Annotated in this window: 9 protein-coding genes; 5 read left to right on the plus strand and 4 right to left on the minus strand. The window is 48.5% G+C overall.

Features of this window, described 5'->3' with window-relative positions; translation table 11 throughout:
- Window positions 1-241: 241 nt before the first annotated feature.
- The 3 genes from RM811_RS12440 to RM811_RS12450 form a co-directional block, all read right to left on the minus strand.
- Window positions 242-547: a cell division protein ZapA gene (locus tag RM811_RS12440; protein ID WP_402524662.1), complete on the minus strand. Its 306-nt coding sequence runs from the start codon at window positions 545-547 to the stop codon at window positions 242-244.
- On the minus strand, window positions 544-753 hold the full coding sequence (locus tag RM811_RS12445; protein ID WP_402524665.1) for a TIGR02449 family protein: 210 nt from the start codon (window positions 751-753) through the stop codon (window positions 544-546). The genes RM811_RS12440 and RM811_RS12445 overlap by 4 nt, the downstream gene beginning before the upstream one ends.
- 452 nt (window positions 754-1205) lie before the next feature.
- Window positions 1206-1973, minus strand: a complete 768-nt coding sequence (locus RM811_RS12450; RefSeq protein ID WP_402524667.1) for a class I SAM-dependent methyltransferase — start codon at window positions 1971-1973, stop codon at window positions 1206-1208.
- A gap of 172 nt (window positions 1974-2145) precedes the next feature.
- On the opposite strand from RM811_RS12450, the gene RM811_RS12455 reads away from it, so the two are divergent.
- The 5 genes from RM811_RS12455 (at window position 2146) to RM811_RS12475 (ending at window position 7501) form a co-directional block, all read left to right on the plus strand.
- Window positions 2146-2754, plus strand: a complete 609-nt coding sequence (locus RM811_RS12455) for a UPF0149 family protein (RefSeq protein ID WP_402524669.1) — start codon at window positions 2146-2148, stop codon at window positions 2752-2754.
- A 46-nt stretch (window positions 2755-2800) separates the two neighbouring features.
- Window positions 2801-4051: a 2-octaprenyl-6-methoxyphenyl hydroxylase gene (gene ubiH, locus RM811_RS12460; protein ID WP_402524671.1), complete on the plus strand. Its 1251-nt coding sequence runs from the start codon at window positions 2801-2803 to the stop codon at window positions 4049-4051.
- On the plus strand, window positions 4052-5269 hold the full coding sequence (locus RM811_RS12465) for an FAD-dependent oxidoreductase (protein ID WP_402524673.1): 1218 nt from the start codon (window positions 4052-4054) through the stop codon (window positions 5267-5269). It begins immediately after the preceding gene.
- 66 nt (window positions 5270-5335) lie between these two features.
- Window positions 5336-6565, plus strand: coding sequence for a histidine phosphatase family protein (locus tag RM811_RS12470; RefSeq protein WP_402524675.1), 1230 nt, complete (start codon window positions 5336-5338; stop codon window positions 6563-6565).
- Between the two features lie 123 nt (window positions 6566-6688).
- Entirely contained in the window at window positions 6689-7501 is an 813-nt protein-coding gene (locus RM811_RS12475; protein WP_402524678.1) for a hypothetical protein, read from the plus strand.
- A gap of 302 nt (window positions 7502-7803) precedes the next feature.
- Here RM811_RS12475 and RM811_RS12480 read toward each other — a convergent pair.
- The coding region (locus RM811_RS12480; protein WP_402524679.1) for a hypothetical protein at window positions 7804-8004 on the minus strand (201 nt) is incomplete at its 5' end.

Below are 8004 nucleotides of genomic sequence, written 5' to 3' on the forward strand. Positions count from 1 at the left end.
TTTGCCCGTGGCCGAAACGGTCACGGTGGAGGCTGCTTAGGTGAATCGGGCTTTCCGCTACGAGGCGGACCTGCACTCCAGCACCTGCCAGGAGCCTCCTGGGTAGTATTATCGGCTCGGGACGTATGGTGACTGGCAAACAGGCCAGGGAGGTTTCAACGGCATTATATCGACAATTGAGACGATGTCTGCAAGTTTTTTCAGCTATCAGTGTGCGTGGAAATTACTAAAGGTTATCAGTTCAACGCTCAACGGTCGCCAGAGCCTGATCAAGCTTGCCCAGCAGCTGGTCAATGTGTTCCTGGGTATCAAGCTTTTCATTTTCATTCTGGCGACGGCTCTGCATCAATTCATAGCTGAGGTTAAGGGCAGCCATCACGGCAATCCGCTCGATACCAACGACTTTGCCTGAAGAGCGGATCTCATGCATCTTTTCGTTCAGATAGCGGGCAGCAGTGTGCAGTGCATCCTGATTATCATGGGGACAGGCGACACGGTACTCTTTGTCTAGAATATGAACGGATGTGATTGATGATTTATCCGTCATGCTTCATGCTCCAGAGACTTGAGATGCTGAATCATCGCTTCGACTTTATTGCGTGCAACGTCGTTTTTTTCCATCAATTTTGCTTTCTCAGCTCTCCAAGACTGCTCCTGTTGCCAAAGTTGACGGTTTTCTTTTGTCAGCTTCTGGCAAAGGGCAACCAGATAGTTAAGTTTCTGGTCTAGGGCGATGAAATCAGATTCTTTCATAGCTTCCATGAATGCTTGGTTATTAGAGTTACTATAGCTTCTGGAGAAATTCAGAACAATGACTTAATGGTTGACAACGTTTTATTTTTAATTCGTTCGGTAATGTGTTTTAACCATAGATGAAAGTGCCAGTCGTAAAGGCCGAATTTGATATTTCTGAAAGGCAGAAAGTGATTGGTTTTTGTTAAAAATTGAATTCTATTTTTTTCTGTAGAACTCATTTTGATGGAACTTAGGAATCGTCCTTAAATAACGTTCCCATTTCACGAACGCTGCCCGCTACCCGAAAAAATCAGGGTCGCTTGTGCTTTTTCGGCCAGCGGGCAATGGGCTTTTACAAGCTTTTGTAAAATGGGGGAATTACTCCGGGACAAATCCTTATATGAGGGTCGTCTGTTAATAAAAGGCCATCTCTCATGGCCGGTCAGGTTGAAAAATGAAACAACAGGCATTTACTCAGGCTTTCGGGCAACAATACGAACCTGATCCTGGTCGCCATGACGCCATACCGGGTAATGTGGAGCCTTTCCCTGCTCACAGATTTCAATGGCGAACCCCGCCTTTTTCATTAATTCTCCCAGTTGTTCTGAAATAAAAAAACAGAAATCTCTTCCGGGAATACTAATGCGGTTGGCAGCCAGCACCGGGTCGGTAACTTCCGGGCAGTTAGCGTCTTTTGCTGCCTGTGCAAGAAGACTGAGGAAATCTCGCTGGCAGGCAACCTTAAACGGGGATTTTCTGAAATCTTCACGAATTTGCTCACTGAAACCGGTACTTTTCAATACCTCAACATCGCAGGAGCAACAGGTCAGAAGCAATGTGCCTCCCGGTTCCAGAATCCGGTATAGCTCGGCAATCGACGGAACAACCGCTTCGTTTGCAAGAAAATGAAAAACTTCAGAGCAAAGGATGCCGCAGAAAGCATTGTCTTCAAAAGGGATCTGGTCTGGCAATGTTGCTGCCATGCAAGTGACCGCTTCGTGCTGTACCGCAGGGAGGTCAGTTAACCATTCAGAAAGATCCGGCCTTTCCAAATCGGTGGCAACGACTTTCGCACCATGAATCAGAGCGGCATGAGTATTGGTACCATGACCACCACCCAGATCCAGAAGTGGTTTATCGCCTTTCCAGCTGTTCAGCCAGCGATCGAGATAAATAGCAGGATTGTGAAATGTAAAACCTACACCCAGCTGATTTCTTTCGTACAAGCTCTCTGACACGTCAAGACTCCTGACTAGTGAGACTTAATAGCATAGACACTTATTTGTTTAATAAGTTTGTTTAATAAGTTTGTTTAATAAGTTTGTTTAACAAGTTTGTTTAACAAGTTTGTCCGGGAAGTCTGTTAGAATCCCTCTTAAGTTTGACTCAGGAAATTGATGGCCCTCAACTATGACGATTTACTCTTCTCAGCCTGGCGATATACCCACACCGGTATCCTTCGATGAACTTGCTGACCGGCTGGCAGATTTTGGTCAGAGTCATCCATCGGAAATTCATGGCTATCTATGCGGCCTGTTATCAGCAGGAAGCCGCCCGGATGTGCAGCAGTGGCTGAAGCAACTGGCAGAACAGATGGGCGATAAATTTTTTGATGAAGCAATGGGGCAGTTATTAAGTCAGCTGTTTTTGCACACTCTGAATGAACTTGAGTCTGGCAGCCTCTCTGTAACATTACTGCTCCCGGATGATGACGAGGCCCTTGGTCTCAGGACTGTATCACTGGGATTATGGTGCCAGTCTTTTATCTCGGGCTTTGGCCAGGGACTGGAGAATCGGCAGGTCAGTGAGATGGTAGAAGAAGTGCTCCGTGACTTTGCTGAAATCAGCCTGATTGAAACGGCTGAAGACAATGATGAGTCTGAAAGGCTGTATATAGATGTCAGTGAGTTTGTGCGTCTTGCCTGGCTAAATGTTTTTGCGGAACTGTGTCAGCCCGGGCCCCAAAGTGATAAAGAGCCTTCCGGCGAGTCAGGGGATTCCGGTAAAACGATGCACTGAGACGATTTATTGTAGGGTTCCAGCGGCTCTTGATGGTGACTGAGGTATGGAAAATTCTGCAGATCATATGGACTTCGATGTTCTGATTATTGGTGCCGGACTGGTGGGTGCCAGTCTGGCCTGTGCATTGGAAAAGGTCTTGGAAAAGGTCTTGGAAAAGGGAAGCGCTCAACAGGGGTTGAGGCTGGCTCTTGTGGAAACCCATGACCTGAGTCAGGCAAGGGATGTTCCACCCAGCTTTGATGCCCGTGCCTCTGCTCTGTCATGGGGAACCTGCTGTATCTATGATCAGCTGGGTTTGTGGTCTGATCTGGCTGATCAGGCACAAGCCATTACCGATGTCCATGTTTCTGATAAAGGCAGTTTCGGGGTCTCTCGTTTGCAAGCGTCAGACGAAGGTGTCCCGGCTCTCGGGTATGTGATCAAAAACCATATTCTGGGCGATGTCCTGCTGAACCGTCTCAGGGATTTCCAGAAACAGGGCTCTGTGACACTGTTCAGCCCGGAAGCGGTGGAATCATTGCAGCCAATACCGGGAGGAATGAAAGTTCAACTGAGTGCGTCAGAGGTGACTGCTGCACTGGTGGTGCTTGCCGATGGCGGGCGTTCCGGGCTGATGGAAGCGATGGGCATAGGGCAGGAACTGCGTGATTATCACCAGCATGGCGTGATTGCCAATATTGCCCTGGATCGTCCTCATCATGGTATGGCCTGGGAACGGTTTGCCGGTAAAGGTCCACTGGCATTGCTTCCCTTGATTTCAGATGGGGAGTTTCAACATCGAATGGGGTTGGTCTGGACCCTGCCGGATGAGGAAGTTGATGCCATCTATAGTCTGTCAGATGACGACTTTTTAACATTATTGCAGGAACGCTTTGGGTTTCGTGCCGGGCGTTTTCTTAAAGTGGGTAAACGGGACCGCTATCCACTGACCATGCGGATTGCTAAAGAACAGGTGAGACCAGGGTTGGTTATTCTGGGTAATGCCGCCCATGCCATACATCCCGTGGCAGGTCAGGGCTATAACCTGTCAATCCGTGATACCGTTGCGCTGGCGGACAATATTTCGACTTCACTTGCTGAGGGGGTGTCGGTGGGAGATCTTGGTCGTCTATTGGAGTATCAGCAACAGCAGCTGAGCGACCAGAGCCTGACCGGTCGTTTCTGTGATGGTCTGGTACACCTTTTTTCACGCACTGACAGTGCTGCCATTCTGGCACGTAACCTGGGGCTGGTGACGCTGGACTACTGTCATCCGGTGAAGTCAAGATTTACCCGCAAGGCAATGGGGCTATAAATGCAGACATTTGACGTCATTATTGTCGGTGGAGGGATGGTGGGTGCCTCATTGGCCCTGGCTTTGAGTCAGTCTGGCATACCAACAGCACTGGTGGATCAGCAGACTTTGCAAGCAAGCTGTCTTTCAGAGAATGATCCATGGCAGCCCAGGGTCAGTGCCCTGACAGAAGCTTCCATAAAGCTTTTCAAATACCTGAACGCCTGGGAAGGTATGATCGCCCAGAGAGTTTGCCCATACAGCCACATGGTCGTATGGGATGGTGAAGGTACCGGAGAAATTAAATTTGATGCCGATTCTCTGCCTCAGAAGTCTCTTGGTTACATTGTTGAAAACGACGTTATTCGCCATGGGCTTTTACAACAGTTAGCTGAATCGGGCGTTCAGTGTTTTGGCGAGCAGTCTCATCTGGACTATAAGCTTTCAGGGCAAGGTGGAGAGGTTGTTCTTTCAAGTGGTGAGGTTCTTTCTGCGCCGTTGCTGGTGGCCGCCGATGGTGCCAATTCTCGTCTACGACAAATGTCTGGCATTCCTTCTGACCAGAAAGACTACAGTCATCATGCCCTGGTAACGACGGTTGAGACAGAACTCAGTCACCATAATACGGCGCGGCAGGTTTTTCTGGATACAGGCCCCCTGGCATTCCTTCCACTTCAGGATCAGGGGGAGAGACATTATTGCTCCATCGTCTGGTCGTTATTACCTGCAGAAGCGGATCGAATTGAATGCCTGAATGATGAGGCATTCTGTAGTGAGCTGCAGAGGGCATTTGAAGGTCGTGCAGGAACAATTCTCAAGGCTGACAGGCGGCTCAGGTTTCCTCTGCGCCAGCGTCATGCCCGGCAATATCATCGACAAGGGGTTGTCCTGGTGGGTGATGCCGCTCATACCATTCACCCTCTGGCAGGGCAGGGCGTGAACCTGGGCCTTATGGACGTCGCTGTTCTCACTGAAGAGTTAACAAGAGCGGTTAAACGGGGAGATGACTTTTCGGCAGCGCATATCCTGGATCGATATCAGCGCCGTCGCAGGGTTCACAATTTATCAGTAATGGCCGCTATGACAGGCTTTCAAAATCTGTTTGGCGCCAACAACCTGGGGATTCGCTGGGTAAGAAATACCGGTCTGAAACTGGCTAACCAATTACCCTTAATTAAAGAGATGATTGTTCAGCAGGCTGCAGGAATATCAGGGGATATTCCCGACTTTATGCGTTAATTCTCAACCAACCCTTCAAATTTTTTCTATCCTGACTGCTGGATGTGATTATCAGGCAGGCAGGATATGACACTTCAGACGCTTCTCAGACGCTCTCTTAAAAAGGCCATGGCTTTTTGCTTTGGTGATAGCTATTGCATAGTAAAAAAGTCAGGCCTGATCGTTAATGCATTGTTTACTTTGTATTTTCTGCCTGTTGGTGTTTATGCAGCGAATGCTGAATTTGCAATGACAGCACCTGCAGATTACCTGGTCAGTCTTGTTCGGCATGGTGACCGTTCTCCAAGGGATCTTGGGGATATGGCTCGATATTGGCCCATGGGACCGGGACAATTAACGGTCGAAGGGTTTGAACAGATGTTTTTACTGGGACAGAAAATCCGCAGTCACTACTTTTCAGAAACACTGCTGGACGTCTGGTCGCCAACAGTAAGCCAGCATTATGCCAAAGGTCTGGATCGTACGATTCAAAGTGCCAGTGCGCTTCTGCTGGGGGTTTATCCCGGGCTATCGGGGGGAACTCAGATCCCTCCGGTCTATGCATCACCGCTGATCAGTGATGGTCTTTTCTCTGCCCAGAGGTTATGTCCGGGGTACCTGCACAGGGTGCAGGCACTGGAGAGCAGTGCGGACTGGCTAAGGAAAAAAGTGCAATATCGTAATCAACTGGCTTCCTGGTTAGGGGGCAGGAAGGGAGAAGATTTGGAAAGTCTTTATTCCCTGGTGCCCTTAATGGATCAGGTTGCCATACATCGAATGCATCATTTACCCATGCCAAAAGGAATGTCCAGTCACGACGCGATGCAACTGGAGGCGTTATTGCATTGGGTGACCAGTAAGATTTTTGGGAACCATGAGGTCGCCCAGCTCATTGGAACCCCATTGGTGAAAGCCATGATCAGGGACTTCAAACGTGTGCAGCAGTGTCTGGAGGAAAAAGGGAGTGGTCACTCCTGTCAACGCTGGACGCTATACTCTGCCAGCGATAGTAATTTGCTGGCGATGATGACGATGCTGGGAGCACCCTCCGATAAAATTGTTGATTATGCCACGCATTTCGGTGTTCAGCTGAACTGGAATGGGGGGCGGCCAGAGGTTGCCCTCTCACTGAATCATGAATATTTTGCCGTGCCGGGCTGTGTTGGACATTGTTCTCTTGACCAGTGGCTGGTGCTGCTTGAGCAGTCATTACCCGATGACTGGGATTATCTCTGTGGCCGGGATGTCAGGGATAGAGGGTGGCTCTCGCCCCATTCTGAGCCCTATATACCTAAAGGAAGTGTGGCCAGACGGTAAGGTACTTTTAATGAATTCAAGTGATTCCTGCACAAACCTGAAAAAAAACTGAACTATATTTATTCAGTTCCGTCAAAACTGTACTGAATAACAAGTTCACAGTTTCTGGTAAGGAGGAATTAAATGCGGAAATATTTTCTGGCAGCAGTATTACCGGTGGTTGGTATCCTGATCTTTTTGCAGGGCTGTAATAAAGCCCGTGAATGTCCTGAGGTCACAACCGTTGTTTATGAAGATGTATCGGGTGTGGATAAAGGGGCTGAAACCTATACCTGTTACCATCAGGCTAAAACTAACGTTCTTGAACAGACCTGGTGTGAGGCGAAAGATCAGTTTGAAAAGCACGGTCAGTCGTCTGGTTCTGATGATTTTCTAATCTATCTCAAAGGGTTCCGTGAAGGTTATACCCAGGCCAGTCAGGCTGAAGACAGCCGGTTAACTATTGCTGATGACAATACCTCGTCTGAGTCATCTTATGATATGGGCTACCGGGATGGTTATCTTGCCATCATGGATGCCATGGGTATTTTTGAATACAACTGTGGTTCAGCTGAACTGGTCAGTGAATATAAAGATCGCTGGTGTGAAGCTGCGGATGCCTATCGGAATACCGGCATGGGTAGTGAAAGTAATCCTTTTGCCAAGGGGCGCTTTATTGATGGCTATATGACCGGTGGCCGTGTTGCTCTGACGGTACCTACCTCCATGGAAGCATTTTTTGGCGGTGAAAATCCTGAAGGTAAACAACCGGCGATTGTTCAGCCATCCGGTGACCTGAAGAGTATTGAACTGGCTTTTTACCGAGGCTTTGATGTGGGTTATAAGGCGATGATTGACAGTATTCGAGAGTCAATCAATCAGGTAATGCAACAGATGCAGATGCCCAACAATATGGAGTTTCCTGACGGGCTTATGCCTCCACCTCCGGGCCAGTAGGTAAAATATCGCTCTGAATTCTGGCTGTTAAGGACGACAGTCATCCTAAGGCACCTGTTTCAATAGCCGGTGTCTTATTTTTAGCAAAGCCCTGCTGTTCTCTCACTCTCTTATTTATCCAGTTCTCTCAGCGTTCAAAGTGTTATTTATATGCTTTCAAGTAATTAAAATTTGTCAGTTTATTGATTTAAGTTAGGTTGGTGAGAAATTTGCCTGGTGTAAGATCTCTGTTGTTTTTTTATTGTAAATGTAGCTTTGCTGGTGGATAGGTAAGGAAAGCTGTAATTAAGAATGTACCATCGTCATCCCCGCGCAGGCGGGGATCCACTGCTCGAGATAGACTCCCACTCTCGAGATGGATTCCCGCCTTCGAGGGTGTCGCAAAAGGGCAAAACACCCCCCCGACTGTCACCCTCGCGAAGGCGATTGTCGCAAAACCCTCCTCGCTCCCACGCTCTGCGTGGTAGCGCCAGAACCCAACCACAGACACGATTCCTGTGGTT

The sequence above is a fragment of the Endozoicomonas sp. genome (assembly GCF_031844845.1).
GTDB lineage: Bacteria > Pseudomonadota > Gammaproteobacteria > Pseudomonadales > Endozoicomonadaceae > Endozoicomonas.

What these genes read in the sequence shown, in the direction of transcription:
- RM811_RS12440 (WP_402524662.1), bottom strand. Translation starts at nt 547, where the DNA reads ATGACGGATAAATCATCAATCACATCCGTTCATATTCTAGACAAAGAG.
- RM811_RS12445 (WP_402524665.1), bottom strand. Translation starts at nt 753, where the DNA reads ATGAAAGAATCTGATTTCATCGCCCTAGACCAGAAACTTAACTATCTG.
- RM811_RS12455 (WP_402524669.1), top strand. Translation starts at nt 2,146, where the DNA reads ATGACGATTTACTCTTCTCAGCCTGGCGATATACCCACACCGGTATCC.
- ubiH (WP_402524671.1), top strand. Translation starts at nt 2,801, where the DNA reads ATGGAAAATTCTGCAGATCATATGGACTTCGATGTTCTGATTATTGGT.
- RM811_RS12465 (WP_402524673.1), top strand. Translation starts at nt 4,052, where the DNA reads ATGCAGACATTTGACGTCATTATTGTCGGTGGAGGGATGGTGGGTGCC.
- RM811_RS12470 (WP_402524675.1), top strand. Translation starts at nt 5,336, where the DNA reads ATGACACTTCAGACGCTTCTCAGACGCTCTCTTAAAAAGGCCATGGCT.
- RM811_RS12475 (WP_402524678.1), top strand. Translation starts at nt 6,689, where the DNA reads ATGCGGAAATATTTTCTGGCAGCAGTATTACCGGTGGTTGGTATCCTG.